At 60.6% G+C, this 26997-nt stretch carries 23 protein-coding genes; 13 read left to right on the forward strand and 10 right to left on the reverse strand.

Annotated features, from left to right (window positions below):
• Positions 1-7: 7 nt before the first annotated feature.
• From AUK77_RS11375 to AUK77_RS11405, 7 genes are all read right to left on the reverse strand, one after another.
• Positions 8-775, reverse strand: coding sequence for an SDR family NAD(P)-dependent oxidoreductase (locus AUK77_RS11375; protein ID WP_296129691.1), 768 nt, complete (start codon positions 773-775; stop codon positions 8-10).
• A complete protein-coding gene (locus tag AUK77_RS11380) occupies positions 772-1194 on the reverse strand; it encodes a nuclear transport factor 2 family protein (protein ID WP_296129694.1) in 423 nt (140 codons plus the stop codon). Before AUK77_RS11380 ends, AUK77_RS11375 begins: the two co-directional genes overlap by 4 nt.
• Entirely contained in the window at positions 1191-2630 is a 1440-nt protein-coding gene (gene phrB, locus AUK77_RS11385) for a deoxyribodipyrimidine photo-lyase (RefSeq protein ID WP_296129747.1), read from the reverse strand. Before phrB ends, AUK77_RS11380 begins: the two co-directional genes overlap by 4 nt.
• A gap of 14 nt (positions 2631-2644) precedes the next feature.
• A complete protein-coding gene (locus AUK77_RS11390; protein ID WP_296129748.1) occupies positions 2645-3571 on the reverse strand; it encodes a MerR family transcriptional regulator in 927 nt (308 codons plus the stop codon).
• Between the two features lie 11 nt (positions 3572-3582).
• Positions 3583-4548 (reverse strand): 2-thiouracil desulfurase family protein, encoded by a 966-nt coding sequence (locus AUK77_RS11395; protein WP_296129696.1) that lies wholly within the window; start codon positions 4546-4548, stop codon positions 3583-3585.
• Between the two features lie 123 nt (positions 4549-4671).
• Positions 4672-4917 carry a TIGR02450 family Trp-rich protein gene (locus AUK77_RS11400; RefSeq protein WP_296129699.1) on the reverse strand — a complete coding sequence of 82 codons (246 nt, stop codon included), beginning with the start codon at positions 4915-4917 and terminating at the stop codon, positions 4672-4674.
• Positions 4914-5906: an NAD(P)/FAD-dependent oxidoreductase gene (locus AUK77_RS11405; protein ID WP_296129701.1), complete on the reverse strand. Its 993-nt coding sequence runs from the start codon at positions 5904-5906 to the stop codon at positions 4914-4916. The genes AUK77_RS11400 and AUK77_RS11405 overlap by 4 nt, the downstream gene beginning before the upstream one ends.
• Positions 5907-6095: 189 nt before the next feature.
• Here AUK77_RS11405 and AUK77_RS11410 point away from each other — a divergent pair, with 189 nt between their 5' ends.
• The 3 genes from AUK77_RS11410 (at position 6096) to AUK77_RS11420 (ending at position 9520) form a co-directional block, all read left to right on the forward strand.
• Entirely contained in the window at positions 6096-7001 is a 906-nt protein-coding gene (locus AUK77_RS11410) for a TIGR01777 family oxidoreductase (RefSeq protein WP_296129704.1), read from the forward strand.
• Between the two features lie 8 nt (positions 7002-7009).
• Positions 7010-8032: a ferrochelatase gene (hemH, locus tag AUK77_RS11415; RefSeq protein ID WP_296129706.1), complete on the forward strand. Its 1023-nt coding sequence runs from the start codon at positions 7010-7012 to the stop codon at positions 8030-8032.
• Positions 8033-8188: 156 nt separating this feature from the next.
• Positions 8189-9520, forward strand: coding sequence for an MFS transporter (locus tag AUK77_RS11420; protein ID WP_296129708.1), 1332 nt, complete (start codon positions 8189-8191; stop codon positions 9518-9520).
• A 111-nt stretch (positions 9521-9631) separates the two neighbouring features.
• Here the strand turns inward: AUK77_RS11420 and AUK77_RS11425 are convergent, their stop codons facing one another.
• Positions 9632-10900, reverse strand: a complete 1269-nt coding sequence (locus AUK77_RS11425) for a uracil-xanthine permease family protein (protein ID WP_296129709.1) — start codon at positions 10898-10900, stop codon at positions 9632-9634.
• 5 nt (positions 10901-10905) lie between these two features.
• Positions 10906-11544, reverse strand: a complete 639-nt coding sequence (upp, locus tag AUK77_RS11430) for a uracil phosphoribosyltransferase (protein ID WP_296129712.1) — start codon at positions 11542-11544, stop codon at positions 10906-10908.
• Between the two features lie 258 nt (positions 11545-11802).
• Between upp and AUK77_RS11435 the strand changes: the two genes are divergently transcribed.
• A complete protein-coding gene (locus tag AUK77_RS11435) occupies positions 11803-12360 on the forward strand; it encodes a hypoxanthine-guanine phosphoribosyltransferase (RefSeq protein ID WP_296129714.1) in 558 nt (185 codons plus the stop codon).
• 140 nt (positions 12361-12500) lie between these two features.
• On the opposite strand, the gene dauA is transcribed toward AUK77_RS11435, so the two are convergent.
• Complete coding sequence (gene dauA / locus AUK77_RS11440; protein WP_296129717.1) at positions 12501-14243, reverse strand: C4-dicarboxylic acid transporter DauA; 1743 nt, start codon at positions 14241-14243, stop codon at positions 12501-12503.
• Between the two features lie 174 nt (positions 14244-14417).
• On the opposite strand from dauA, the gene AUK77_RS11445 reads away from it, so the two are divergent.
• The 9 genes from AUK77_RS11445 (at position 14418) to hrpA (ending at position 26392) form a co-directional block, all read left to right on the forward strand.
• Positions 14418-14705: a PA4642 family protein gene (locus AUK77_RS11445; protein WP_296129718.1), complete on the forward strand. Its 288-nt coding sequence runs from the start codon at positions 14418-14420 to the stop codon at positions 14703-14705.
• A 154-nt stretch (positions 14706-14859) separates the two neighbouring features.
• The gene (locus AUK77_RS11450) at positions 14860-15453 is read left to right on the forward strand and encodes a TetR/AcrR family transcriptional regulator (RefSeq protein WP_296129721.1); all 594 of its coding nucleotides are present in this window, start codon (positions 14860-14862) and stop codon (positions 15451-15453) included.
• A 51-nt stretch (positions 15454-15504) separates the two neighbouring features.
• The gene (locus AUK77_RS11455) at positions 15505-16614 is read left to right on the forward strand and encodes an NADH:flavin oxidoreductase (RefSeq protein WP_296129724.1); all 1110 of its coding nucleotides are present in this window, start codon (positions 15505-15507) and stop codon (positions 16612-16614) included.
• 171 nt (positions 16615-16785) lie between these two features.
• Positions 16786-17742: an alpha/beta fold hydrolase gene (locus AUK77_RS11460; RefSeq protein ID WP_296129726.1), complete on the forward strand. Its 957-nt coding sequence runs from the start codon at positions 16786-16788 to the stop codon at positions 17740-17742.
• Positions 17743-17830: 88 nt separating this feature from the next.
• The gene (locus AUK77_RS11465; protein WP_296129728.1) at positions 17831-18364 is read left to right on the forward strand and encodes a cytochrome b; all 534 of its coding nucleotides are present in this window, start codon (positions 17831-17833) and stop codon (positions 18362-18364) included.
• 210 nt (positions 18365-18574) lie between these two features.
• Positions 18575-19498 (forward strand): ABC transporter ATP-binding protein, encoded by a 924-nt coding sequence (locus tag AUK77_RS11470; RefSeq protein ID WP_296129730.1) that lies wholly within the window; start codon positions 18575-18577, stop codon positions 19496-19498.
• Entirely contained in the window at positions 19495-20229 is a 735-nt protein-coding gene (locus AUK77_RS11475) for an ABC transporter permease subunit (protein ID WP_296129732.1), read from the forward strand. Before AUK77_RS11470 ends, AUK77_RS11475 begins: the two co-directional genes overlap by 4 nt.
• 8 nt (positions 20230-20237) lie before the next feature.
• Positions 20238-22073 carry a Gldg family protein gene (locus tag AUK77_RS11480; RefSeq protein ID WP_296129736.1) on the forward strand — a complete coding sequence of 612 codons (1836 nt, stop codon included), beginning with the start codon at positions 20238-20240 and terminating at the stop codon, positions 22071-22073.
• 251 nt (positions 22074-22324) lie between these two features.
• Positions 22325-26392 (forward strand): ATP-dependent RNA helicase HrpA, encoded by a 4068-nt coding sequence (gene hrpA, locus AUK77_RS11485; RefSeq protein WP_296129738.1) that lies wholly within the window; start codon positions 22325-22327, stop codon positions 26390-26392.
• Positions 26393-26997 lie beyond the last annotated feature (605 nt).

The raw sequence follows: 26997 nt of genomic DNA on the forward strand, positions 1-26997 counted from the left end.
GCTGTCCTTAGGTCTTGGCTTCTGCGCGGGCCATGCGGGCGCCGATGGCCACCTGCATACGCTTGGGAAGATGGCCGAGCAGTTTGAGAATGACAATAAATGGGCCAGGGAAGGCGATTTCAAAAGGTTGCTGATCCAGGCGCTGGGCTATGTAGCCAGCGGCCTTGTCCACCGGCCAGCGCATGGGCATGGGGAAATCATTTTTCTGCGTCAGCGGGGTGTCGACGAAACCAGGGCTGACCAAGGTGACGGCGATTTTTTCTGCCTTCAGATCGATGCGCAGTGCTTCAAACAGGTAACGCATGGCCGCCTTGGATGCGCCATAGGCTTCGGCGCGTGGCAGCGGCATAAAGGTTACTGAGCTGCTAACACCGACCAAGTGCGGACTGTTACCCAAACGCAGCAAGGGCAGGGCGGCCTCGATGCAGTAACTGGCAGAAAACAGATTGGCGCGCATTACACGCTCGACCATGGCTGCTTCAAATGCGCTGACCTCAACATATTCACAAGTGCCTGCATTGAGAATGGCGCAGTCCAGCGCACCCCAGACTTGGGCAATGTGCTCGCCAATAGCGCGGACTTGAGTGGCGTCACTGAGGTCGCCAGCGACTACCAGCACCTGCTGCGGATAGCGCTTGGCAAGCGCTTGCAGCGGTTCGACGCTGCGTGCGCTGAGTGCCAGTCGATGACCTTGGGCGAGCAGTTGTTCGGCCAGTGCCGCGCCAATGCCGCTGCTGGCCCCTGTTAACCAAATACGCCGTGCGTTTGCGTTCATGCCAACCTCCGTTTCAGCCAGCGTATTGCCGAGCCGAGTAAGGGCAGGTGCTCATAGAGCAGGCTGCCGGCGTCGAAATAGTCTCGGTGACGATAGACCTTATCCTGCCACAAGAGGTGCGAGCAGCCTTCAACCCGGATCAGTTGGCCGCCAGCCAAACGCGGATGGCGGTAACTCATGGTCCAGCGCAGGTAGCCTTCACCGTCGCGCACCTGATCAAAGCCATAGAAGTCGAAGCGCAGTTCGCTGACATTGGCGTACATCTCGCCGAAGTAACGCTGCATATTGCTTAGGCCACGCACCTCATGCAGCGGGTCGCAGAACAGGGCGTCGTCGCTGTAGAGCTTGCCGAGTAAATGCAGGTTGTCTTTGTTCAGCGCGGCAAAGTCGTGGGCGAACTGGCGCAGGTAATCGCTCATAACACCTCCTCGCCGGCAAAGTGCGGCAGGTTTTTGAATGCGGCCAGGGCGCGCGCGCGGCTTTTGCTCAGGTCGACAATCGGCGCTGGGTAATCAGCAATGCCAAACAAACCGCCCATGGCCGCAGGATTGTGGATATTGCTTTTGTTCAGGCCAACCAATTCGGGTATCCAGTGGCGGATAAAGCGGCCATCCGGGTCGAATTTCTGCGACTGGCTGAGCGGGTTGAAAATGCGGAAATAGGGCGCTGAATCGGTGCCGGTGGACGAACTCCACTGCCAGCCACCGTTGTTCGCCGCCAGATCGCCATCGATCAGATGACGCATAAAAAAGCGCTCGCCTTCGCGCCAATCGATCAGCAGATTCTTGGTCAAGAACATGGCCACAATCATGCGCAGGCGGTTGTGCATCCAGCCGGTTTCCAGCAACTGGCGCATGGCGGCATCGATGATGGGGAAGCCGGTGCGGCCTTCCTGCCAGGCTTTCAGTTCGCGCGGGGCGTCACGCCAAGCCACGGCTTCGGTTTCCGGGCGAAAGGCGCGGTGCATGGAAACGCGCGGGTAACCCACCAGAATGTGTTTGTAGAACTCGCGCCAGAGCAGCTCGTTAATCCAAGTCACCACGCCACTGCTGCCGGTGTCGAACTCGCCCTGATTCACCTCCAGAGCAGCATGTAGGCACTGGCGCGGTGAGATCACGCCCGCTGCCAGGTAGGCCGAGAGCTGGCTGGTGCCGGGCTGTGCGGGGAAGTCTCGGGCGGTTTGGTAGAAATCAATTTGCTCATCGGCAAACGCAGTCAGGCGGCGCTGCGCCTCAAACTCACCCGCTGGCCAGAGGTCGCGCAGTGCTTGCGAGGGCGTGGCAAAACCGGCGATCTGGCTGGGGATGGCATCGCTGGTCACCTGCAGGGCCGCTTGAGGGTGGGGCGTGGCCACGCGCGCGGGCAGCTGAGTGTGCAGGCGCTGATAGCAGACCTTGCGGAACTGGCTGTACACCTGAAAGTAGCTGCCAGATTTGGTCAGGACGCTGCCAGGGGTGAAGAACAGCTGATCCAAGTGGCTGCTAAAGCCAACATCCTGCGCTGCCAATGCTGCCGCCACCGCCTGATCACGACGGGTTTCGTGTACACCGTATTCCTGATTAACGTGTACCTGCGTGACGCGCAGGGTTTGGCACAGCTCGCCAATTACCGACGCGGCTTCGTGCCAATGATCGGCTTGGCGAACCAGCAGGGGGACATTGAGTTTGCCCAGTTCGACTGACAACTCTTTAAGGTTGCGCAGCCAGAAATCAACTTTGCTGGGCGCGTCGTCGTGAATCATCCACTGCGCCGGGCTGAGCAGGTAGACCGCCACCGTAGGGCCGTTGGCCATGGCCGCCGCCAGTGCGGTGTTGTCTTGCACGCGCAGGTCGGTGCGCAACCACATTAATTGCAGCATGGGGAATCCTGTCAGCTGTGCAGCAAATTAAGGTCGGTAAGGCTGTGCAGCGCGGCCAGCGGGTCGGCGGCCAGGCTTAGCTCGGCATTCTGCTGAGTGATGCCCTGCAGTTCATCCGCGTGGATTTGCACCACCTGGCCGACCAGCAGACATGGGCAGTCGTAACCGCCCAGCAGGCGTTGCAGGTGAGTGCCATTGAGCGCCTGGCTTGAATACAACAGCACTGCACGCGGCTGGATATGCTCAACCGCCAGAGCCAGTTCGGTGGGCGGTAGTGGCCAGTCAAACACATCAACGGCGCAGCCGGCGCTACTGGCCAACCAGGCGGTCAACCACAAGCCGGGGGCCATGGGCAGGTCGGAGACGTTGATCAACAGCAGCGGTGCGCCGTTGTACTGGCGGTTGTTGTGGTACAGGCGTGCGCCGAGTTTGCTGCGCAGCCAGGAGTAAAAAAACACCCGCTCGGCTTGTGCGCCGAACTGGTTTCGCCAGCGCAGTTCAAGGTCTTCGAGCAAGGGCATAAGCAATTGCTGGCAGAGGGTATGCGGCGGGTAGAGTGCCAGCTCGCTGTTAAAGCAGTCGTCGAGGCGGCGCTCATTCAGGTTGCAGATAGCCTGTTGCAACAGCTGGCGCTTGCTTTCCCATTGCGAGCTGGCCTCAGCGGGTGCGGCTTGATTAGAACGCAATAAGCCTTTGACCTGGCTGACGGAAACACCACGGTTAAGCCAGGTGAGGATCGCCTGGATACGCGCTACGTGTTCATCCGAATACAGCCGATGCCCTTTGGGCGTGCGGTGCGGCACGATCAGCCCGTAACGGCGCTCCCACGCACGCAGGGTAACGGCGTTGACGCCGGTAATACGCGCCACATCACGGATCGGCATAAAGCCTTGGGCAATGGCCGCTTGATAGTCATCGGCAGCTGCGCCGTCGATCATTGGTTCAAGACTCATAGGGCATTACGCAGACTGAGGTTTTCCGGGTGCGGTTGCAGATAAACCTGCTGCGCAATGTACGTATCGGGGTGGCGGCGGAAGTGGTGCTTGAGCAGCGTCATGGGCACCACCAGTGGCACCACACCATGGCGGTACTGGCCGATCAGTTGCTGCATTTCCTGCTTCTCTTCGCTGCTCAGCGCTTGTTTAAGGTAGCCGCTGAGGTGTTGCAGCACATTGCTGTGGGTGCGGCGGGTAGCGCAGCTTTTCAGGGCGCTCATCAGTTCGCTGAAGTACCGCGTGGCTATTTCACCGAGGTCTTGCTGGCCGATGTTGCCGAGCATGCGCCCCAGTTGTTTGTACTGCACTGGGTTGGTGGCCATGAGCAGGTATTTGTAGCGCGAGTGGAACTCAATCAAGCCTTTACGGCTGATGCCGTCACGCAGCAATTGTTGCCATTCGGAGTAGGCGAACACGCGGGTGATGAAGTTTTCACGCAGGATTGGGTCGTTCAGGCGGCCGTCTTCTTCCACCGGCAGGTTAGGGTGGCGCGCGCAGAATGCTTGGGCGAACAAACCGCGACCAGGCTCGCTGGGACGACCATTGTCCTGATAAACCTTGACCCGGTGCAGGCCGCAGGAGGGCGACTGCTGCATAAAGATGTAGCCACAAATGTCGGTGAGTTCGCCGGCCATTTGCTCGCCATAAGCCGTGAGCGGGGCGGTAACATCCATCTCACGGTTGACGGTGCCTACAGCGCGCGGAGCGTTCGGGTCGCCGACCAGGCGGATGGGCTCACGCGGCACGCTCATGCCGATGCCGACTTCCGGGCAAACCGGTACGAAGTCAAAGTGCTCTGTCAGGGTGCGGCTGCACAGTCGCGACTCCTTATGACCGCCGTTGTAGCGAACTTCGTTGCCCAGCAGGCAGGCACTGATGCCCAGTTTGGGTTTGGCGGTGGCAGGTAGGGATTGACTCATGGCGACCTCTGATCTCGACTTGTACAGATTCAGATAAATGTACAACTTGAGTTCATAATAGGTCTGTAATTGTACAAGTCAATATATTTGTACAACTACTGTATGGCTTTGTGTGTGGTCGTGTTACGCCCAGCCCATGCGCCAGTGCTCGGGGTTTTCCAAGGTGCGCCAGTCCATTTGCTCGGTGCGTTTGCTGAGCACGGCCTGTAATTCGACAGCAAGCACCGTGCCTTCCTCATCACAAATCAGTTCGGTGACGAGGAAGTGCTTTTCACGGTTCTTGGGCTGCGTGGCTGTCCATTTGGACAGCAGCAGCTTGCGCGGGTTGAGCCGGTGCCGGGCAGCGGCGGAGGTTGCCCGGCCGCTCATTGCAGGTGATCCAGCAGGCGACGTGCCGCCTCATGGCCACTCAGCCAGGCCCCTTCGACACGCCCGGAAAGGCACCAGTCGCCACAGGCATAAATGCCCAGGTCAGCATCCGCCAACACGCCCCACTGGTGTGCGCTGGCTGGGCGCGCGTAAAGCCAGCGATGCGCCAGGCTGAGCGTCGGTGCCAGTACTGTGCAGCCGATCAATTCGGCAAAAGCGCCCAGCAACTGTTCAATCACCGTTTCTTTAGAAAGATCCAGGTGCTGCTTGGTCCATTGGCTGGTGGCATGCAGCACCCAGGTATCAAGCTGGCTGTCGCGGCCGGGTTTGCTGCGGTTGCGCGCCAGCCAATCCAACGGCCCGCCACGTACAAAGCAACCTTCGACCGGGGTTTGCAGCGGTGTGGAGAATGCCAGTGCGACGGCCCAGGTCGGATCCATGGCCACGCTGGCCGCAGCGGCCGCCAGTTTCGGTGCGCTGGACAATAACGCACTGGCCTGAGGGGCGGGCGCGGCGACGATGACATGGCTGAACGGGCCGTGGCTGTTGCCGTTGGCGTCTACCAACTGCCAATGTTGCTCACCACGAAACACCTCGGTGATGCGGCAATCAAACGTCACAGGCAATGCGCCGAGCATGGCGCGAGTGATGGCGCTCATGCGTGGGCTGCCCACCCAGCGCACTTGTTCGTCGGGCGATGCGCCCAAGGTGCCGTCGTGCGAGTTGTAAAGGCTGGGCGACCACTGCGCGACCCAGCCGCGCGTCTGCCAGTCTTGCACCACATCGACAAAACGCCGGTCACGCGCGGTGAAGTACTGTGCGCCCAGATCCAGCGCACCGGCATCGCTGCGTTTGCTGGCCATGCGTCCACCGCTGCCACGGCTTTTATCAAACAACTGCACGCTGTGGCCTGCGGCATGCAGGGTTTGGGCGGCGGATAAACCGGCAATGCCAGTGCCAATAATGGCGATGGGTAGAGCAGTGTTCATGACGTACCTCACTAAGTCTTTCGCTAGGCTACGCTTTAGACAAAAGCTATACAATATGGATTTTATGTATAAGCTGTGCCGTAACGACTCGGCTACCTACAGTTAAGACAATCTGCCGCTGGCTGAAGCCACAAAGGCGCAAACAACGGTGTCGGGCGACGTATGTCGCGGTCTCATGAGGGCATTGTCATGCACATTCTTATCACGGGCGGTACGGGTCTTATTGGTCGCGCGCTGTGTCAGCACTGGTTGCAGCAAGGCCATCAATTAACCGTTTGGAGCCGTCGCCCGCAGCAGGTGTCCAGCCTATGCGGGGCTGCAGTGCGTGGCATTGCACAGCTCGATGAATTGGCCGATGAGCCGCTCGATGCGGTTGTGAACCTGGCGGGTGCGCCGATTGCCGACCGCCCCTGGACGCGCAAACGCAAAGCCATGTTGTGGGCCAGCCGTATCGGCCTGACTGAGCAATTGTTGGCCTGGCTTGAAACCCGTGCACACAAACCCAGCGTGCTGCTCTCGGGTTCGGCGGTGGGCTGGTATGGCGATGCTGGCGAGCGTGAAATGAGTGAAGACTGCCCCCCGGTTAGCGAAGATTTTGCAGCGCAACTGTGCAGCGCCTGGGAAGAAACGGCCCAGCGGGCTGAATCATTTGGTGTGCGCGTAGTGTTGCTGCGTACGGGGCTGGTGCTGGCGCGCGAGGGCGGTTTTCTCAAGCGCCTGTTGTTGCCGTTCAAGCTGGGCTTGGGTGGCCCGCTGGGTAATGGCCGGCAGTGGATGCCTTGGATTCACCTGGCCGATCAAATAGCCCTGATTGATTTTCTCCTCACCCATGAGGCCGCCAGCGGCCCTTATAATGCCAGCGCGCCCAACCCGGTGCGCAACCGCGAATTTGCCCAAAGCCTGGGCCGCGCGTTGCACCGCCCCGCGTTTATGCCAGCACCGGCGTTTGCTTTGCGCCTGGGCTTAGGCGAGCTTTCCGTGCTGTTGCTGGGTGGCCAGCGCGCTCTGCCCAAGCGCTTGCAGGCGCAAGGTTTCACATTTCGTTTCACTCACTTGGATGCGGCCCTGGCAGACCTGCTAGGCCAACCGGATTAGGATTGCGCATGACCGATCACGCCTTGTTACTGGTAAACCTGGGTTCGCCGGCCTCGACCAAAGTGGCTGATGTTCGCAGCTACCTCAATCAGTTCCTGATGGACCCTTACGTCATTGATGTGCCCTGGCCGCTGCGCCGGTTGATCGTGTCGTTGATTTTGATCCGTCGCCCGGCGGCCTCGGCGCACGCCTATGCCTCGATCTGGTGGGAGGACGGCTCGCCGCTGGTGGTCATCAGCAAGCGTCTGCAAGAGGCGATGAAAAGCAGTTGGAAACAGGGCCCGGTAGAATTGGCCATGCGCTATGGCGAGCCATCATTGACTACCGTGCTCAATCGATTGGCGTCGCAGGGCATCACCCAAGTGACCCTCGCGCCGCTTTATCCGCAGTTTGCCGACAGCACCACCACCACGGTGATTGAAGAAGCGCGCCGCGTGGTGAGTGAGCACAAGTTGCCGATCCGCTTCTCGCTGTTGCAGCCGTTTTATGATCAGCCGGAATACCTCGACGCCTTGGTCGACAGCGCCAAGCCTCACCTCGAACAGGGCTTTGATCACTTGCTGCTGAGCTTTCATGGCTTGCCCGAGCGTCATCTGCACAAACTCGACCCAAGCGGTCACTGCCTCAAGGGTGATGACTGCTGCCGCATGGCTTCGCCTGAAGTGCTCGCCAAATGCTACCGCGCGCAATGCCTGCGCAGTGCTGAGCTGTTTGCCCAGCGCATGGGCCTTAAGCCTGAGCAGTGGTCGGTGTCGTTCCAGTCACGTCTGGGCCGCGCCAAGTGGATCGAGCCCTACACCGAAGCGCGCCTGGATGAGCTGGCTGCGCAAGGCGTGAAGAAGTTGCTGGTGATGTGCCCCGCGTTTGTCGCTGACTGCATCGAAACCCTGGAAGAAATCGGCGACCGTGGCCGCGAGCAGTTTGTCGAGGCCGGTGGTGAAAGCTTGCAGTTGGTGCCGTGCCTGAATGACCACCCCAGCTGGGTGGCGGCACTGAAAACCCTCAGCGAGCGGGCGCCGTTGATGCTGTAAACGCAGGCCTTGTTACAGTCATTCGTGCGGCGCGACAGTGCGCATTCGGCTGACTGATAACAGCGCTGGGCAATATTCTTTGCCCAGCATGTCGGCCTAAGCTGGTAGTTCTTTCAACCGTCGTGCACCGCACCAGCGGTGCCGAGGAGACTGCCAGTGAACAACAATAATAACGGCTACCCCTCACCCACCCGCGCCTGGGTGACTGTCGCCATTTTGATGGTGGCGTATGTGCTGTCGTTTATCGACCGGCAGATTCTCAACCTGCTGGTGGGGCCGATCCGCCGTGATCTGATGATCAGCGACACGCAGATGAGTCTGCTGATGGGGCTGTCCTTTGCCCTGTTCTATACCGTGTGCGGTATTCCTCTTGGGCGTTTGGCGGATACCAAAAGCCGTCGCGGCTTGATCGCCATCGGCATCATCTTCTGGAGTGCGGCCACCGCCGCGTGTGGCATGGCCAAGCTGTACTGGCAATTTTTGCTATGCCGCATTGGCGTCGGCGTGGGCGAGGCGGCGTTATCGCCTGCAGCCTATTCGCTGATTGCCGACAGCTTTCCAGCGGAGCGTCGCGCCACGGCCATTAGTGTGTATTCCATGGGGGTTTACCTGGGCTCGGGCTTGGCGTTTTTGCTCGGTGGCCTGGTGATCCAGTTCGCTTCGGCGCAAGGCGACGTGACGCTGCCGGTGCTCGGCGAAGTGCGTCCGTGGCAACTGATCTTCCTGATTCTGGGCGCGGCCGGGATCGTCTTCACCCTGCTGATGCTGGCCGTCACTGAACCCACACGGCGTGGCGCTGGTGCTGGTGTGGCGGTGCCGCTGGCTGATGTGGGGCGCTATATTCGCGCCAACCGCCGTACCGTGCTGTGCCATAACTTCGGCTTTGCCGGTCTGGCGTTTGCGGGCTATGGCAGTGCAGCCTGGATTCCAACCTTCTTTATCCGCACCTATGGTTGGGATGCCGGCCAGGTGGGGATTATTTACGGCAGCATTGTTGCCGTGTTTGGTTGCCTGGGCATCGTGTTTGGTGGCCGCTTGGCGGACTGGATGGCCAAGCGCGGCAGCACCGATGCCAACATGCGCGTCGGCTTGTATGCGGCCATTGGCGCGGTGCCTTGTGTGCTGGCCTTCCCGTTGATGGAAACTGCGCTGTGGGCGGCGATTCTCACCGCGCCGGCGGTGTTTTTCCTGAGCATGCCGTTTGGCGTGGCTCCGGCGGCGATTCAGGAGATCATGCCCAACTCGATGCGCGGCCAGGCCTCGGCGATCTACCTGTTTGTCATCACGCTGATCGGTCTGGGCATCGGCCCGACGGCGGTGGCCTTGGTGACCGACTATGTATTCGCCGATGACATGGCGCTGCGCTACTCGCTGCTGATCGTCACCAGCATCGCCGTGTTCAGTTCAATCGTGCTGCTGAGCATGAGTCTCAAGCCCTATCGTGAGAGCGTTGTGCGGTTGCAACAATGGTCGGCTAACCCGGTGTAGGGGCTTGTCTAGGGTCTGTTGCGCGTAGGCCCTGCTGCGTTAAAAGCCGGCTTTAGAGAGTTAGCGGCAATAAAAAGCCCCGCATCTGCGGGGCTTTTTTGTGGGCGCGATTTACAGGTCTGGATCTTCCAAAACGGTTTTCTTGTTCCAGCCTTGCCCGCCTGGCAGAACCAGGTTGAGCACTAAGGCGCAAATGGCGCACAGGGAAATGCCGGACAGGGCGAAATCGCCATTGCCGATGACCATGCCGCCGATGCCGAACACCAGCGTAACCGAGACAATAATCAGGTTGCGCGCCTCGGACAGATCGACCTGATGGCGGATCAGGGTGTTCAGACCGACCACCGCAATAGAGCCAAACAGCAGGCACAAAATGCCACCCATTACCGGCACTGGAATGCTTTGCAGGGCCACGCCGAACTTGCCGATAAAGGCCAGGGCGATGGCAAAGCACGCGGCCCAGGTCATGATTTTCGGATTGTAGTTTTTGGTCAGCATCACCGCGCCGGTCACTTCCGCGTACGTAGTGTTGGGCGGGCCGCCAAACAGGCCAGCGGCCGAGGTGGCCAAGCCATCGCCGAGCAGGGTGCGGTGCAGGCCGGGTTTTTTCACGAAGTCTTTCCCGGTCACGCTGCCGATGGCGACAACCCCGCCGATGTGTTCGATGGCCGGTGCTAGGGCGACCGGTACGATGTACAGAATCGCGCCCCAGTGCAGTTCAGGGGCAACAAAAGCAGGGATGGCCAGCCAGGGTGCGGCGGCGATATTGCTGGTGTCGATCACGCCGCAGAACGCCGCTACAACGCAACCGACGGTGATGCCCGCAAGAATCGGCAGCAGGCGCAGCAGGCCACGGCCCATGGCTGCGACCAGCACAGTGGTGATCAGCGCCGACATGGAAATCAGCAGGGCAATTTCATACGGCACCAGTTGCGCGCTGCCGTCACCGGCCTTGCCCATGGCCATGTTGACGGCAACGGGCGACAGGGCCAGGCCGATGGAAATAATTACCGGGGCAATCACCACGGGCGGCAATAGACGGTCGATAAAACCTGCGCCCTTAACCTTCACCACGGCGCTGAGCAGGATATACACCAAGCCCGAAGCGACGATGCCGCCCAGTACCGCTGGCAAACCAAACTCACCTTTGGCGGCCAGAATCGGCGCAATAAAGGCAAAGCTGGAGGCCAGGAAAACCGGCACCTGACGGCCAGTGACCAGTTGGAACAACAGCGTGCCGATACCGGCGGTAAACAGCGCTACGTTAGGGTCCATGCCGGTGATCAGCGGCATCAGCACCAGTGCGCCAAAGGCCACAAACAGCATTTGCGCGCCGGAAATGCCCTGGCGCCATAGGGGGTCGTTGTATTCAGGTTGCATGGGGCTCAGGCCTCTTTTTGTTTGGTGCCAAAGATTTTGTCGCCGGCATCGCCGAGGCCGGGAATGATGTAGCCGTGTTCGTTCAGGCACTGATCGATGGAAGCGGTGTAGATGATCACGTCAGGATGGGCGTCGTTGACCACCTTGATACCCTCAGGCGCCGCGACCAGCACCATGGCGCGGATCTCTTTGCAGCCGGCTTTTTTCAGCAGGTCGATGGTGGCGACCATCGAGCCGCCGGTGGCGAGCATCGGGTCGATGATCATGGCCAGGCGCTCGTCAATTTCCGAGGCGAGCTTTTCCAGGTAGGTGTGCGCTTGCAATGTTTCTTCGTTGCGTGCCACGCCCACGGCGCTGACCTTGGCACCGGGAATCAAGCTGAGAACGCCTTCGAGCATGCCAATGCCAGCACGTAGGATCGGCACCACGGTGATTTTTTTGCCGGAGATTTTTTCCACCTGCACGGTGCCGCACCAGCCTTCGATCTCGCAGTTTTCCAAGGGCAGATCCTTGGTCGCCTCATAGGTCAGCAGCGCACCCACTTCCTGGGCCAGCTCACGGAAGTTTTTCGTGCTGATGTCGGCGCGGCGCATCAGGCCGAGTTTGTGGCGGATCAGCGGGTGGCGGATCTCGTGGATGGGCATGGGCAAGAGTCTCCAGCAGGACAGGCGAAAAAAGTGCGTTAGATTAAAGCATTGGCCATAGCAAATGCTGGGCAAAAATGGCCTAAAGTCGGCAAAAAGCAGGCAAAGTGCCGGGTATAAACCGGGCTTCAAGGCATTTTTTGCAATTGGTCTGGCGGGGCTTGCTCTGCTGCATGCAGATGCGTACCTTTGCCGGCTTTTATTTTGACGCATTGATCAGCTTTTGGCTGCAGCGTCCCGCTCTCAAGAGGAAACAGCATGTCCGTCGATCTCGCGCATATCCGCCAAGTAATGGCCGAAGCCGATTGTCTGCACAGCAATGCCGAGGTCGAGATGGCTATCGATACCATGGCGGCTGCCATTAACAATGAGATGGCCGAGAGCAACCCCGTGGTGTTCTGCGTAATGAACGGCGGGCTGATCTTCTCCGGCAAACTGCTGCCCAAGCTCAACTTCCCGTTGGAACTGTCCTACCTGCACGCCACGCGCTACCGCAATGAAACCAGCGGCGGCGAGCTGTTCTGGAAGGCCAAGCCGGAAATCTCCTTTATCGACCGCGACGTGCTGATCATCGACGACATTCTCGACGAAGGTCACACCCTGGGCGCGATCATCGATTTTTGCCGTCACGCCGGTGCCAAGAACGTGCGCATTGCCGTGCTGGTAGACAAGACCCACGACCGCAAGGCGCGACCTGACCTCAAGGCGGATTACGTCGGCATGCCCTGCGTTGATCGCTACGTGTTTGGCTACGGCATGGATTACAAGGGCTACTGGCGCAATGCGCCGGGCATCTACGCGGTCAAAGGGATGTAAGTAGCGCCTCTGTAGGGTGGAAAGCCGCGCAGCGTTTTCCACCGTCAAAGGCCATGGAGCATGCGCGCGTAATCTATGTAGCCCGGATGCAATCCGGGAGCGGCTTGTACGGCGCTAAATTGCCCCGGATTGCATCCAGGTTACACGACCTCTAATGCCGCATCGGTCTTGGGCGTCAGCCAGCGCAGCGCCTTGGCTTTGGCGTGGGGCAGGTCGCGGACATAGGCCAGTTGGCCGTCCACCTGCTCCATCCCCGCGCGGCGCAGTTGCAGGCGCACCCTTGGCGTCGGCCCGCTCAGCACCAAACCCACCTGTTGTGCGCGGTAATCACGCAGCACGTTGTCCAGCGCGGCAATCGCGGTCATGTCCAGCAGCGGCACTGCGCTGATATCGACAATCACCACCTTCACCCCAGGCGTAAAGCGGCGCAGCACGCTCAGGGCTTTTTCCGCAGCACCAAAGAACAGCGGGCCGCGAATTGCATAGGCCAACACATGCTCGGGCAAGTCATTAAGGGCCTGATGAAAGTCTTTCGGCAGCGCGGCGGTGTCGGTCAGGTCGCTCATGCGTTTGATAAACACCCCAGCCGCCAGCAGCAGGCCGACGCCCACAGCCAGCACCATGTCGAACAGTACCGTGAGGATCAGGCAGGTCAGCAGCACCATCACGTCGCTGCGCGGGGCGATGCGCAAGGTGTGCTGTACGTGGCGCGGCTCACTCATGTTCCACGCCACCACCAACAGCAGGGCGGCCAGTGCGGCCATGGGCAGGTAGCTGAACAACGGCGCAAGAAACACGATGGCGATCAGCACCACGCCCGCATGCACGATTGCCGCAACGGGGGAATAGGCGCCGGCGCGCACATTGGCGGCGCTGCGGGCAATCGCTGCGGTGGCGGTAATGCCGCCGAACAGTGGCGCGATCATGTTGCCGATACCCTGGCCGATCAGTTCGCCGTTGGGGTCGTGCTTGCTGCCGGTCATGCCATCGGCGACCACCGCGCACAGCAGCGACTCAATTGCACCGAGCATGGCGATGGCAAACGCCGGGGCGAGCAATTGGCGGAATAACTCAAAGCTCACTGCCAGCGGTTGGCCATCGGCACCGGGTAATTGCCACGGCCAGACGAAGGCCGGCAGAAACGGCGGTATGCCGGGGTGCTCAACGCCGTTGAGGCTGTAGCTGAAGCGCTCACCCAAGGTGGCCAGCGGAATGTGCAGGTTTTCCAGCAGCAGGCCCAACAGCGCGCCAACCGCCAGCGCGACCAAGTGCCCCGGTATTTTTGGCACCCAGCGCGGCCAGATCAGCAGCACTGCAAGGCATACCACGGCGACCAGGCTATCGCCCAGTTGCAGGCTGGGCAGGGCGTGCCACAAACCGCTGAGTTGTTCGAGGTAGTTGTTGGCCGGGCCGGCCAGTTGCAAGCCGAGCAGGTCCTTGATCTGCAAGGTGGCGATCACAATGCCGATGCCAGCGGTAAAGCCAAGGGTCACCGGGTAGGGGATGAACTCGATCAGCCGTCCGGCGCGCATCAGGCCCAGAACGATCAGAATCCCCCCCGCCATCAGCGTGCAGAGCAACAAGCCACCTAGGCCGAATTGCTGGGTAACGGGCAGTAAAATCACCACAAATGCTGCAGTTGGCCCGGTGACGTTAAACCGCGAGCCGCCAAACAGGGCTGTCAGGCTGCCGGCCACAAGGACGGTGTAGAGGCCATGCTGCGGCGCAACGCCCACAGCAATCGCCAGGGCCATGGCCAGCGGAATAGCAATAATGCCCACTGTCAGGCCAGCGCTGAGGTCGCCGCGCAACTGCCCCCAGCCGTACCCCGCGCGCAGTGTTTGCCGCAGGGCGCTAAACAAGGGCGGTAGTGACACCGACATAAAAACTCCTGTGAGTTGGCGCGCAGTATAGGCTTCGTGCAGCGTCGGCTGGTTTGACCTAAGTCGGCTGGGCAGAGTTCGGTGAGCATGTTAGCGACGTGGCATGCGTTGAGCCGCTGCCCGCCGCAGAGGTACACTGCCGGCCCCGTGTGGCCTGGTTAGCTGGAGTGAGTGATGCGTAAAGACAAGAAACAGGTGATTGGCGATGAGATTGGTGACGAGCCGATCAAGCTGTTCCTCAGTGTTGAGCCGGCCGATGCCACGCCGCCGTCGCTGCACAAGCTGGTTAAGGCCTACCGTGGCCTGCGCATTGATGACTTCGAGCGCTTTGTCGGCTTCTTTGTCGAAGCCGGGTACGACCTGAATGCCAAAGACGCCCAAGGCAATGATTTTGTCGCACTGATTCAGGACCAACGTTTTGCCGAGCCCTACATTGACGTGATCAAAGCCGCTCGCGGTTAACCGTTCAGTCAGCGCGCGCAGCGCTGATTAAGCCCCAAAGGCCGCGACCCGTTCGCGGCTTTGTTGTTTCTGAAACTCGCTCTACTTTTTGCCGATAATCACGCAAATCAATAGTGGTGGATGAGGCGAGACGACCGGTCATATTCTTGTCGGCATGAACTCAAGCATTCGACTCGACAAGCGTGACCTGATCCTCGCCAAAGGCGCTGAGGTGATGACCCGTCGCGGTTATCACGGTGCCGGCGTGCAGGAAATCGTGCAGGCGGCGGGGGTGCCGAAAGGCTCCTTCTACCACTACTTTGCTAGCAAAGAAGACTTCGCCCTGCAGGCCTTGCAGCATGTCTACCAGCCGCGTCTGGCGCGTTATGCCGAAGCCCTGAGCAACCCGGCACTCAGCCCACGCGAGCGCATCCTTGGTTACTACGCCGAACTGGTGGAGCACTTCGCCCGCCAAGAGCGTCTGGAATACCACTGCTTTATTGGCAGCTTGAGTTTTGAGATGGCCGAACTGTCGCCAACCTTGGGCGCACAGGTGGATGTGATTTTGCAAACCTCGGCGGACATCCTCCAGCGCTGTCTGGAGCAGGCGCAGGCCGCCGGTGAACTCGCGGCCGATGAAGACTGCCGCAACCTGGCGAGCTTTATCGCCAACGCCTGGCAGGGCGCACTGACCCGGCTCAAGGTGGCCAATAACACCCGCGTCCTGAGCGACTTTATCCACCGCCTGCAGCGGTTGCTGCAGGCCTGATTCCCCTGTTCTTAACCCATTGCGGTGCTCCGCGCACCCCGAGGAATGATGATGACCGATCCCGTTAAAGCGCTGTTCCAACCCTTTACCCTGGGCAACCTGGAGCTGCCGACCCGTGTGGTCATGGCGCCGATGACCCGTTCCTTCTCTCCGGGCGGCGTGCCGAACAGCAAGGTCATTGAGTACTACCGTCGCCGCGCCGCTGCCGGTGTTGGCCTGATCGTCACCGAAGGCACTACCGTCGGCCACAAAGCCGCCAATGGCTACCCGAACGTGCCACGTTTCTATGGCGAAGACGCCCTGGCTGGCTGGAAGAAAGTCGTAGACGCCGTACACGCTGAAGGCGGCAAGATCGTTCCGCAACTCTGGCACGTGGGTAACGTACGCAAGCTCGGCACCGAGCCGGACGCCAGCGTCCCAGGCTACGGCCCAAGCGAAAAAATCAAAGAAGGCACCGTGGTTGTTCACGGCATGACCCAAGACGACATCAACGAAGTGATCGCCGCCTTCGCCCAAGCGGCCAAAGATGCCCAGTCCATTGGCATGGACGGCGTGGAGATCCACGGCGCTCACGGTTATCTGGTTGATCAGTTCTTCTGGGAAGGCAGCAACCAGCGCACGGATGAGTACGGCGGTGATCTGGCCCAGCGCTCGCGCTTTGCCATCGAGCTGATCCAGGCTGTGCGCGCTGCCGTGGGCCCGGACTTCCCGATCATCTTCCGCTTCTCGCAGTGGAAGCAGCAGGATTACACCGCGCGTCTGGTGCAAACCCCGGAAGCGCTGGGTGCCTTCCTCAAGCCGCTGTCGGATGCTGGCGTGGATATCTTCCACTGCTCGACACGCCGCTTCTGGGAGCCGGAGTTCGAAGGCTCGGACCTCAACCTGGCCGGTTGGACGCGCAAACTCACCGGCAAGCCAACCATCACTGTCGGCAGCGTCGGCCTGGATGGCGAATTCCTCCAGTTCATGGTCAACACCGACAAAGTGGCGCAGCCCGCCAGCCTGGAAAACCTGCTGGAGCGTCTGAACAAGCAGGAGTTTGACCTGGTGGCCGTCGGCCGTGCGCTGCTGGTGGACCCGGACTGGGCCGTGAAAGTGCGTGATGGCCGCGAGCAGGACATCCTGCCGTTTAGCCGTGAGGCGCTGATGAGCCTGGTTTGATTGATCGCTTTACCCGTGTTGCGCCGCACAACGGCGCAACACGTCTCAAGCCCCGGCACATCGGGGCTTTTTTATATCCGCAGGTTGGCGCGTAAAACCAGCGCTTGGTCTGGTCTGCGTGCGCAGGCAGCTTGGCTAGTATGAGCAAGGCTTCGTTAAAAGGAATCGAGCATGAACCGTCTTGCGCAGATCGCAGTATCTCTGGTGTTGCTGGTGCTGGTCAGTGGGGTGGGCGCGGTGGCCTGGAATTGGGCACCGGATCGCCCGGTGGCTGAACTCAAGCCGCGCTGGGCGTTGCCGCCTTCGCAGTTTGTCGCCCTCGACGGCATGCTGGTGCACCTGCGCGACCAAGGTCTGCGCGATGATCCCGCGCCAATCGTGCTGCTGCACGGCACCTCGGCCAGTCTGCACACCTGGGAAGGTTGGGTGGCGGCGTTGCAGACTAAACGCCGGGTGATCAGCCTCGACTTGCCGGGTTTCGGCCTCACCGGGCCATTCCCCGATGGCGATTACCGCATGGCGCACTACAGCGCGTTTCTGGCGAAGGTGCTCGATCATCTGCAGGTTGAGCGCGCCGTGCTGGCCGGCAACAGCTTTGGTGGGCAACTGGCCTGGCACTTTGCGCTGGATCACCCGCAGCGCGTTACCCAGTTGGTGCTGGTGGACGCCGCCGGATACCCGCGCAATGCCACCTCGGTGCCCATCGGCTTTCGGTTGGCGCAAATTCCTGCACTGGCGCCGTTGATGGATAACCTGCTGCCGCGCGCCATGATCAGCTCAAGTATTCGCAACGTCTACGGCGACCCAAGCCAGGTCAGCGACGCGCTGATTGATCGTTACTACGAGCTAACCCTGCGTGCAGGTAATCGTGAGGCGTTGCGCCAGCGGTTTATCCAGGCCGACGATGGACAGGCTTACACGCGCATGGCCGAGATCAAGGTGCCGACCCTGATTCTGTGGGGCATGCGTGACCAGCTGATTCCCCCGGACAACGCCGAGCGCTTCAAACGTGACATCACGGGCAGCCAACTGATGACATTCGACTCGCTGGGCCATGTGCCGCAGGAAGAAGACCCGGCGTCAACCGTCGCGGCGCTGCTGGCTTTTCTTGACGCGACTGAACGCTAATTTAAAAAGATGCTCAGAGAGCTTGGATGCCAATAACATCCGCCTCTTGAACCTGACCCTTTCACATAACTTATAAGAGATGCTCAGCATGACCACGCAATACTTGGATAACCCTAAACGCTACGGCCTGATCACCCGAGCTTTGCATTGGTCGATGGCGCTCGTGCTGGGCTGGCAGTTCCTCACCACCGTGGTGCGCGTGCTGATGGAAGAATCCGCCCTGGATGAATTTATGTGGGGCACCCACCGCGCTGCTGGCGTGCTGCTGATGTTGATGGTTGTGCTGCGCCTGCTGTGGGCGTTATTCAACCTCAAACAGCGCCCCGCCTCGCTGGGGATGGCGGCCAAACTTGGGCATTTGGCGCTGTACGGGCTGATGCTCGGTGTGCCGTTCTTTGCCTTGCTGCGCCAATACGGCTCAGGCCGTGAGCTCACGGTGTTCGGCCTGCAACTGATGCCGGGTTTTAGCGGCGAGAAAATCGAATGGCTGATGCTGCCCGCTAACCTGTTCCATGGCTGGGCTGGCTGGTTGATGCTGGTGCTGATCGTCGGCCATGCGCTGATGGTGATGGTCCACCGCCGCCAAGGCCAGGACATTCTGCCGCGCATGCTGGGCAAATAAGCTCGATACAGGCCTGCAGGCTCGGTTCATAGCCGCTGTATCTCCCGGATTTCAGGCGTTTTTCTACCTTGTAGTGAACGGATACATGACTTCCCGGTTCTTGGCTTGCGCTGGCTGCGCGTGACTCCTTATAGTCCGCCGGCACTTAAGCGCCCGGCTTGCGTCTGCAGCGGCTGCAAGCAGGGCCTGTTACCGCAATGGTGAGAGGCCATGATCGAAATAAAAAATCTAAGCAAACGTTTTGCGCAGCACACCGCCGTGGACAATTTGTCTTTCAGCGTCCGTCCCGGCGAAGTGCTGGGTTTTCTCGGCCCCAACGGTGCCGGTAAATCCACCACCATGAAAATGCTCACCGGCTTTCTGGCTCCCAGCGCCGGCACGGCCAGCATCCTGGGTTTTGACATTCAGAAAGACACCCTCAAGGCCCAGCGCGAGATTGGTTATCTGCCCGAAGGTGCGCCGTGCTACGGCGACATGACCGTGCGCGGTTTCCTCGGATTTATTGCCGAGATCAGAGGCTTCAAAGGCGCGCAGAAGCACGAACGTGTAGCCAAGGCTGTGGCGCAGGTTGAGCTTGAAGCCGTGCTTGATCAGTCGATTGAGACGCTGTCCAAGGGCTTTAAGCGCCGCGTTGGCCTGGCTCAGGCGATTCTGCACGACCCTAAAGTGCTGATCCTCGACGAGCCCACCGACGGCCTCGATCCGAACCAGAAGCACCAAGTGCGCAAGCTGATCCAAAGCCTGGCGCACGACAAGATCGTCATCATCTCCACCCACATCCTCGAAGAAGTCTCGGCCGTGTGCACCCGTGCGGTGGTCATCGCCCACGGCAAGCTGCTGGCCGATGGCACGCCGCTGGAGCTGGAAAGCCGTTCGCGCTATCACCAAGCGGTGACCCTGGTGGCCGATGAGGCGCTGGATCAAGCCGCGCTGGCGGCATTGCCGGGCGTGGCCGGGGTGGAAGAAAACGCTCTGGAACATAGCTTGAGCATTTTGGCTAAGCCGGGCGAGGTGATCTTCCCGCAGGTTAATGCGCTGATCGCCGAACGCGGTTGGAAGGTGCGTGAATTGAATGTTGAGCGCGGGCGGCTGGATGAAGTGTTCCGCAGTCTGACCCGTGGGGAGGTGGTATGAGTCAGTTGTCGGTGGTCTTCAAGCGCGAGTTGGCGAGCTACTTCGCCACGCCGTTGGCCTACGTGTTTATCCTGATCTTCCTGGTGCTGTCCGGGGTGTTCACTTTCTACCTCGGTGGCTTCTTCGAGAGCGGCCAGGCCAACCTGTCGCCGTTTTTCAACTTCCATCCTTGGCTCTATCTGTTCCTGGTGCCGGCAATTGCCATGCGCCTGTGGGCCGAAGAGCGCAAGAGCGGCACCATTGAATTGCTGATGACCCTGCCCATCACCCGCTTTGACGCGGTAACCGGCAAGTTCCTCGCCGCTTGGGTGTTTGCCGGCTTGGCGCTGCTGCTGACCTTCCCGATGATCATCACCGTCAACTACCTCGGTGAGCCGGACAACGGCGCGATCATCACCGGCTACATCGGCAGTTGGCTGCTGGCCGGGGCATATCTGGCCATTGGCTCGTGCATGTCGGCATTGGCCAAGAATCAGGTGATCGCCTTTATCCTGGCCGTCAGCGTGTGCTTCCTTTTTATCGTCAGCGGCTTCCCCATGGTGCTCGACGGTTTCAGTGGCTGGGCACCGCAATGGCTGGTGGACGCTGTGGCCTCGCTGAGCTTCCTGACCCGTTTCGATGCGATCAGCAAGGGCGTGATCGACCTGCGCGACCTGCTGTATTTCCTCACCCTGATTGCCGCCTGGTTGGCTGCAACGGCGGTGGTTATCGACCTGAAGAAAGCTGACTGAGGACGCCCATGAAAAAGCTGATGGTTTCCAGCGCCGGGCTTGTGCTCATCGCCCTGGCGTTTCTCGCCTTCAACCTGTTTTCCAGCCTGAGCCTCAGTGGCCTGCGTCTGGATTTGACCGAGCAGAAGCTCTACACCCTCTCAAGCGGCACCAAGCAGATTCTGGCTGAGCTGGATGAGCCGGTGGAGCTGAACTTCTTCTACTCCGACACGGCCACCCAAGAGCTGCCAGCCCTGCGCACCTACGCCAAGCGCGTGGAAGAAATGCTCAAGGCCTACCAGCGCGAAGCGGGCAGTAAGCTCAAGCTGAACATCATTGATCCCGCGCCGTTCTCCGAGGATGAAGACAAAGCCGCCGAGTTTGGCCTGCAAGGCATTCCGCTGCAGCAGGGTGGCGACTCGATCTACTTCGGCCTGGCCGGCAAAAATGCCGAAGGTCAGACCCAGGTGATCCCGTTCTTCGCCCTCGATCAGGAAGAGTTCCTTGAGTACGAACTCAGCCGTCTGGTGCAAAGCCTGGCCAAACCTGAGCGCCCGGTGGTGGGCGTGCTGTCTGGCCTGCAGGTCAATGGCGGCTTTGACATGGCCGCACGCCAGCCGACACCGGCCTGGATGCTGATCGAAGAGATTCGTCAGCTGTTCCAGATCGAAAGCCTCAAGCGCGATGTCGATTTGATCCCCGAGAATGTCTCGGTGCTGCTGCTGATTCACCCCAAGCATTTGCCTGAGCAGACGCTGTACGCGATTGACCAGTTCGTCCTACGCGGCGGCAAGTTGTTGGCCTTTGTCGACCCGTTCAGCGAGGCCGATACCCAGGCCGAAATGCCCGGCGAGATGGTCATCGACAAAGCCTCCGACCTGCCGGAACTGTTCAAAGCCTGGGGCCTGCGCATGGTGCCGGATCAGGTGTTGGGCGACGGCGCATACGCCATGTCGGTCAGCATGGGTGAGGGGCAGCGTCCGGTGCGGCATGCCGCGTGGTTAACCCTGCCGAAAAACGCCTTGGATGCCGACGATGTCAGCACCGCCTCCCTGGAAACCCTGACGGTGGCCACCGCCGGTATTCTGGAGCCGCTGGAAGGAGCAAAAACGCAGTTCATCCCGTTGATCAGCAGTTCGCCGTACGCCATGCCGTTTGATGTGAAGCGTTTCGGCATGCTCGCCAACCCGGAAGAGCTGATCCGCGACCTGGAACCGACCGGCGAGCGCTACACCTTGGCCGCCCGTATCAGTGGTCCGGCGCAAACGGCCTTCCCGGACGGCATCGAAGGGCAGAAAGACGGCCTCAAGCAAGCGGACAACATCAACGTGATTGTCGTGTCCGACACCGACATGCTCACCGACCGCATGTGGGTGCAGGTGCAGGAGTTCTTCGGCCAGCGCATCCCGCAGCCGTGGGCGGACAACGCCGGGTTTGCGATCAACGCCCTGGACAACCTGGCCGGTTCCGAAGCGCTGATCAGCGTGCGTTCGCGCGGTCGCTTTACCCGTCCGTTCGACGTGGTGGATGACATCCAGCGTGAAGCCGAAGTGCGTTTCCGTGAGAAAGAGGAAACCCTGCAAGCGCAACTGGCCGAAACCGAGCAAAAACTCGCGGCCCTGCAGCAGAGCGACGAGCCCGGCAAAGAACTGGAAATGACCCCCGAGCAGGAAGCCGCCGTGCAGCAGTTCGTGCAGCAAAAGCTGGCTATCCGCAAGGAACTGCGCGACGTGCGCTACCAGCTCAATGCCGACATCGAAGCGCTGGGCGGCACGCTCAAGTTCCTCAACATTGCCCTGGTGCCGTTAGTGCTCACCCTCGGTGTGCTGGCGCTGTGGCTGTGGCGTCGGCGCAAACACGGCTGATCCCATTAGTACCTGCAAAGGGCCGCTCTAAGCGGCCCTTTGTTTTGGTGCTGACGTTTTGCCCGTGTGAGAGGGGCTTTCGGCTCTGGCGGAGTCCGTGGGAGGGGCTTTAGCCGCGACAAAAGACCTAAAAAGCTCGCCGCTAAAGCGCCTCCCACGGTGTGTCGCGGCCATCGGCTTGATGGGGTTCTGACCTCACCCGGCAAATCTGCGACAATCACCGGCTTTGAAATTCCCCTCGCGATTGCCCGATGACCGACGCCACGCCTGCTTTTGATCAACTGTTGAAAAACCTCGACCAGACCCTGCTGGGCGACCGTCATCGCCTGCGCCGCCAGTTGCAGGAACTGCGCAAGCAAACGCCGGTTGATCAAGCCAAGCTGGCGCAATGGCTGCAGCGCTTTGAGGCCTCCAAGGCCAAAGTCGAGGCGCGACGTTTGAGCGTGCCGACCATGCGCTACGACGACGCGCTGCCAATTGCCGCCAAGCGCGACGAGATCAAAGCCGCCATCGCCGCGCATCAGGTGGTGGTCATCGCCGGCGAAACCGGTTCGGGCAAAACCACCCAGTTGCCGAAAATCTGCCTGGAGCTGGGCCGCGGTGTGCACGGGCTGATCGGCCACACCCAGCCGCGCCGCCTGGCTGCGCGCAGTGTGGCCACAAGGGTTGCCGAGGAGATTGGCACGCCGCTGGGCGAACTGGTCGGCTATCAAGTGCGCTTCGAAGACCAGAGCAACGAACGCAGCCTGATCAAACTGATGACCGACGGTATCCTGCTGGCGGAAACCCAGCACGACCGTTATCTGGAAAAGTACGACACGATCATCGTCGACGAAGCCCACGAACGCAGCCTGAACATCGACTTCCTGCTGGGCTTTCTGAAAACCCTGTTGGTGCGCCGCCCTGACCTCAAGCTGATCATCACCTCGGCAACCATAGATTTGCAGCGCTTCTCCGAGCACTTTGACGGCGCGCCGATTGTTGAAGTGTCCGGCCGTACCTTCCCGGTGGACACCTGGTACCGGCCGCTGGCCGCCGAGCAGGATGAAGACGGCAACCGCGTTGAGGAAGACCTCTCGGTCGATCAGGCGATCCTCGCCACGCTGGATGAAATCAGCGCCTTTGAAAAGGCCGAAGGCAAGCGCCCCGGCGATGTGCTGGTGTTCCTGCCCGGCGAGCGCGAAATTCGCGACGCCGCCGAAGTGCTGCGTAAAGCCAACCTGCGCCTGACCGAAGTGCTGCCGCTGTATGCGCGGCTGACCCCGGCCGAGCAGCAGAAGATTTTTGCACCCATGGGCGCGCGCAAAATAGTGCTCGCCACCAACGTCGCGGAAACCTCGCTCACCGTGCCGGGCATCCGCTATGTGATCGACAGCGGTACGGCACGGATCAGCCGCTACAGCTACCGCGCCAAAGTGCAGCGTTTGCCGATTGAGGCCATCAGCCAGGCCAGCGCCAACCAGCGTAAAGGCCGTTGTGGGCGGGTCGAGCCGGGCATCTGTATTCGCTTGTTCAGCGAGGAAGATTTCAACGGCCGCCCAGCCTTTACCGACCCGGAAATCCTACGTACCAACCTCGCGGCGGTGATTTTGCAGATGCTCCATCTGCGCCTCGGTGAGATCGACGCCTTCCCGTTTATTGAGCCGCCGGATGGCAAGGCCATCAGCGACGGCTTCAACCTATTGCAGGAACTCTCGGCGGTTAACCGCGAAGGTCAGCTCACGCCGCTGGGTCGCCAGTTGGCGCGCCTGCCGGTGGACCCGCGCCTGGGTCGCATGGTGCTGGAAGGTGCCAAGCAGGGCAGCCTGGAAGAAATCCTGATCATCGCCAGCGCGCTCTCGGTACAGGATGTGCGCGAGCGCCCGTCCGACCGCCAGCAAGCCGCCGACCAGGCCCACGCGCAGTGGAAGGATGTCGATTCCGACTTCGCTGCGTTGATCAACCTGTGGCGCGGCTTCGAAGAACAACGTCAGGCCCTCGGCTCCAGCGCACTGCGCAGTTGGTGCCGGAAGAACTTCCTGAATTATTTGCGCCTGCGCGAATGGCGCGACGCGCACCGTCAGCTGGTGCTGATTAGCCGTGATTTACAGCTGTCTGCAGGCGACAGCGCGAAGGGTAGGAGCCAGCTTGCTGGCGATCCGGGCGCTCAGGCAACTAAGCCTGCGAGCCCAGAAAATGATCGCCGGACTGCCACACCCCAGCTCTCCGCTGTGCAGAAAGAAAAAGAGCTGGCCGAAAAAGATCAGGCCGCCCAACAGGCCAAAGGCTACGCCGCCGTGCACAAGGCGATTCTCGCTGGCCTGCTCAGCCAGATCGGCCAAAAGACCGAAGACGGCGACTACCTTGGCGCACGCCAGCGGCGCTTCTGGGTGCATCCGTCCTCGGTGATCGGCCGCAAGAAACCCAGCTGGCTGATGGCCGCTGAATTGGTGGAAACCACCAAGCTGTTTGCGCGCATGGTTGCCAAAATTGAACCGGACTGGATCGAGCCGCTGGCCAGCCACCTGATCAAGAAAAACCACCTCGAACCGCACTGGGAGAAGAAGCGCGGCCAGGTGGTGGCCTACGAGCAAATCAGCCTCTATGGCCTGATCGTGGTCGGTCGCCGCGCCGTGCATTTTGGCCCGGTTGACCCGGTGGCCTCGCGTGAGCTGTTTATCCGCGAAGGGCTGGTGGCGGGGGAAATCAACTCCCGCGCCAAATGCCTGACGGCCAACCGCGAACTGCTGGAGAAACTCGACGAGCTGGAAGCCAAGGCGCGCCGCCGCGACATCCTCGCCGATGAAGAAACCCTGTTTGCCTATTACGCCGCGCGTCTGCCAGCCGACATCTACCAGAGCGCCAGTTTCGACAGTTGGTACAAGCGCGAGAGCGCAAAAGATCCGCACCTGCTGATCATGCGCGAAGAAGACGTGCTGGCCCGCGACGCCAAGGAAATCACCGCCGCGCAGTACCCCGACACCCTGCGCCTGGGCGAATTGAGCCTGCCGCTCACTTATCACTTCGAGCCCAATCACCCGCGTGACGGCGTGACCCTGCGCGTGCCTGCGCCGCTATTGCCGCAACTGCCGCCCGAGCGTCTGGAATGGCTGGTGCCGGGGCTGCTGGAAGCCAAATGCATGGCCCTGGTGCGCGGCCTGCCCAAGGCCCTGCGCAAAAACTTTGTGCCGGTGCCAGATTTTGTCGGCGCGGCGCTGAGCAAACTGACCTTTGCCGAAGGAAGCCTGCCCGAAGCTCTGGGCCGCGAGTTGACGCGCATGACTGGCGCGCGCGTCAGCGGCGAAGCCTGGGCGGAGTCTGCGGCGCAGCTTGAAGGCCATTTGCGCATGAACATCGAAGTGGTCGACAACCAGGGCAAGCCCTTGGGTGAAGGCCGCGACCTGGCTGAGCTGACCGCACGCTTTAGCGAAGCCACCCAAGCCGGGTTGGCCTTGCCGAAAACTGCCAAGAGCCAGCAGCCGGTGGAGGCCAAGGCGTTTAGCGAAGTAGCGGCCAAAACCCAGCAGCAGGTCGCCGGCCTGTCCATGACTGTCTACCCGGCGCTGGTGGAAGAGGGCGGCGTGGTCAAGGAAGGGCGCTTCCCAACCTTGGCCGAAGCCGAGTTTCAGCATCGTCGTGCCCTGCAACGCTTGCTCTTGCAGCAACTGGCTGAACAAGCCAAGTTCCTGCGCGGCAAACTGCCGGGGCTGACCGAACTGGCGCTGCTCTATCGCGACATGGGCCGCGTTGACGCGCTGGTTGAAGACATCCTGCTGGCCAGTCTCGACAGCTGCATCCTCGAAGGCGCTGAGCCGCTGCCGCGCGACGGCGCAGGTTTAGCCGCGCTGGCCGAACGCAAGCGCAGCGACTGGACAGCGGAGGCCGAACGCCTGGCCAAGCTGACGCTGGAGATTCTCAAGCTCTGGCACGGCCTGCAAAAGCGCTTCAAAGGCAAAATCGACCTGGCCCAGGCCATGGCGTTGAACGACATCAAGTTGCAGCTGAGCAATCTGGTGTATCCCGGTTTCGTCCGCGAAACCCCGGCGCAATGGCTTAAAGAAGTGCCGCGCTACCTCAAAGCCATCGAACAACGTCTGGACAAAATCGCCGCGCAGGTGCAGCGCGACCGCGTCTGGAGCGGTGAGCTGGCAGGCTATTGGGAGCAGTACCAAGCGCGCCTGGCCAAACACAACCAGGAAGGCAAACGCGACCCACAACTGACGCTCTACCGCTGGCTGCTGGAGGAATACCGCGTGTCACTCTTCGCCCAGCAACTGGGCACTAAACTGCCGGTCTCCGACAAACGCCTGAGCAAGCAGTGGAACAGCGTTGAGGCATAGCGGTTGAGCGGGTCGTGCTGTCGGCGCTTAGCGCCGATAGCAGCTTCGTTCCAGCGTGGCAGCAAGTCTCTGACGCTCCGCGTTACGGCGTTCTAGGAGCACTCAGGTGGACGCCGGAGCGTCGAGGGCTGCATTCCCAAGCAGACGGTTCGACGCCTCGACGTGGGAACGACCTGAAAAGTAGCCAATTAGCCTTAACCCCGTAATCGGGTTTGTGCACCGACGTAGGATGGGTGGAGTGAAGCGATACCCATCAGGCAAACAAGCGGGCCAAGGTGTTTGGCCGATAGCAGCATGGGTATCGCGATGCTCAACCCATCCTACGAGCTGTTGGTATCGATAGGCAGTTAACGGCCAGAAGCGGACATTCACAGTGACTGAGGAATGAGGGGCGGGTCACTTTTGCTCGGATAACCTAACGTTGGAATTCAGCGGCTGCCGTAGGCAGTCCGCTGGAATGACTTGTTAGGCAACAACTCCACTGCCTATGGGTTTATAGCGGATTTACTTAGGGAAACTCTGAAAAAGACTTCCTGATTTTGGCAAAATACCCGGATTCCACCCGCTGAGTTTTCCGATGAAGCAGATGACCTTCGCCGACGCCG

The organism is Pseudomonas sp. Ga0074129, from assembly GCA_001465025.1.
In the GTDB taxonomy this organism is placed as follows: domain Bacteria; phylum Pseudomonadota; class Gammaproteobacteria; order Pseudomonadales; family Pseudomonadaceae; genus Aquipseudomonas.

Coding starts and splice junctions, on each gene's coding strand:
- AUK77_RS11380 (WP_296129694.1), bottom strand. CDS start 1,194: ATGAGCGATTACCTGCGCCAGTTCGCCCACGACTTTGCCGCGCTGAAC.
- dauA (WP_296129717.1), bottom strand. CDS start 14,243: ATGTCGGTGTCACTACCGCCCTTGTTTAGCGCCCTGCGGCAAACACTG.
- AUK77_RS11425 (WP_296129709.1), bottom strand. CDS start 10,900: ATGCAACCTGAATACAACGACCCCCTATGGCGCCAGGGCATTTCCGGC.
- AUK77_RS11455 (WP_296129724.1), top strand. CDS start 15,505: ATGACCGATCCCGTTAAAGCGCTGTTCCAACCCTTTACCCTGGGCAAC.
- AUK77_RS11465 (WP_296129728.1), top strand. CDS start 17,831: ATGACCACGCAATACTTGGATAACCCTAAACGCTACGGCCTGATCACC.
- AUK77_RS11460 (WP_296129726.1), top strand. CDS start 16,786: ATGAACCGTCTTGCGCAGATCGCAGTATCTCTGGTGTTGCTGGTGCTG.
- hrpA (WP_296129738.1), top strand. CDS start 22,325: ATGACCGACGCCACGCCTGCTTTTGATCAACTGTTGAAAAACCTCGAC.
- AUK77_RS11410 (WP_296129704.1), top strand. CDS start 6,096: ATGCACATTCTTATCACGGGCGGTACGGGTCTTATTGGTCGCGCGCTG.
- AUK77_RS11395 (WP_296129696.1), bottom strand. CDS start 4,548: ATGAGTCAATCCCTACCTGCCACCGCCAAACCCAAACTGGGCATCAGT.
- upp (WP_296129712.1), bottom strand. CDS start 11,544: ATGCCCATCCACGAGATCCGCCACCCGCTGATCCGCCACAAACTCGGC.
- AUK77_RS11405 (WP_296129701.1), bottom strand. CDS start 5,906: ATGAACACTGCTCTACCCATCGCCATTATTGGCACTGGCATTGCCGGT.
- AUK77_RS11470 (WP_296129730.1), top strand. CDS start 18,575: ATGATCGAAATAAAAAATCTAAGCAAACGTTTTGCGCAGCACACCGCC.
- AUK77_RS11390 (WP_296129748.1), bottom strand. CDS start 3,571: ATGATCGACGGCGCAGCTGCCGATGACTATCAAGCGGCCATTGCCCAA.
- AUK77_RS11400 (WP_296129699.1), bottom strand. CDS start 4,917: ATGAGCGGCCGGGCAACCTCCGCCGCTGCCCGGCACCGGCTCAACCCG.
- AUK77_RS11480 (WP_296129736.1), top strand. CDS start 20,238: ATGAAAAAGCTGATGGTTTCCAGCGCCGGGCTTGTGCTCATCGCCCTG.
- AUK77_RS11475 (WP_296129732.1), top strand. CDS start 19,495: ATGAGTCAGTTGTCGGTGGTCTTCAAGCGCGAGTTGGCGAGCTACTTC.
- AUK77_RS11375 (WP_296129691.1), bottom strand. CDS start 775: ATGAACGCAAACGCACGGCGTATTTGGTTAACAGGGGCCAGCAGCGGC.
- hemH (WP_296129706.1), top strand. CDS start 7,010: ATGACCGATCACGCCTTGTTACTGGTAAACCTGGGTTCGCCGGCCTCG.
- AUK77_RS11450 (WP_296129721.1), top strand. CDS start 14,860: ATGAACTCAAGCATTCGACTCGACAAGCGTGACCTGATCCTCGCCAAA.
- AUK77_RS11445 (WP_296129718.1), top strand. CDS start 14,418: ATGCGTAAAGACAAGAAACAGGTGATTGGCGATGAGATTGGTGACGAG.
- AUK77_RS11435 (WP_296129714.1), top strand. CDS start 11,803: ATGTCCGTCGATCTCGCGCATATCCGCCAAGTAATGGCCGAAGCCGAT.